This window comes from Bacteroides caecigallinarum (assembly GCF_016902295.1).
Classification (GTDB): Bacteria; Bacteroidota; Bacteroidia; order Bacteroidales; family Bacteroidaceae; genus Phocaeicola; species Phocaeicola caecigallinarum_A.
Window position 1 is genome coordinate 1 of sequence record NZ_JACJLQ010000126.1, and the last position, 718, is coordinate 718.

Consider the following 718-nt stretch of genomic DNA (forward strand, 5'->3'; position numbering starts at 1 on the left):
TGCCGTCGGCATGTTTCACCTTAAGCACTTCAAAGTGATGTTCCTCAATGTAGCTCACGATATTTCTTATTTTACGGTAGCTTGATGATATCACTACAGAACCCTTAGGAAGCATTGTATAATCGGACTTGTGTATTATCGGAGTGCCTACACAATCCTTGTTGTATCTCATTCCTTTTCTATACGGTCTTTCCTTGGGAAGAGGAGTGCCCGGAGTATCCTGCGTGTCGCATGATGCGGCAGAGTCTGACTGTGGAACTTCAGTTGTCGGAGCAGTGGGAGTTCCGTCAAAGTCTTCCTTGTCATCATGCTTTCCTTTTACGGCCTTTTTACGGTCAATGCCTTTGAGGCTTTTAGATGAAGCGTAGGTTTGGGTGTTCATAAGTGAAAGACGCTCGACAAGGGCATTATGCTTTTTCTCAAGTTTTTTGTATTCCTTGTCGCGGAGCTTGCATTCAATGGCAGCCTTCTCAGCCTTGTTGTTTGCCTTGAGCAGGGCATCTGTAAGGGAATCAATCTTACGGTTGGCGTCCTTCAGGTCTTTTCCTATTTCATCAAGTCGTGCTATCATTTCATCAAGCTGCTTGCTCTTGCTCTGATTCTCCTCAAAACAGGAACAGGGCGAACCTCTTTATCTGCTCATTATCCATACCTTCAAGGGGCGTATGCTCCTTTTCAGGTCTGTTCATCATCTCTTCAAGATGCTTCTGTCTGAGTA

Annotated in this window: 1 pseudogene; it reads right to left on the bottom strand. The window is 45.0% G+C overall.

The features are described from left to right. Window positions 1-718 (bottom strand): annotated as a pseudogene (locus tag H6A27_RS14450) (IS66 family transposase); the annotation flags it as partial.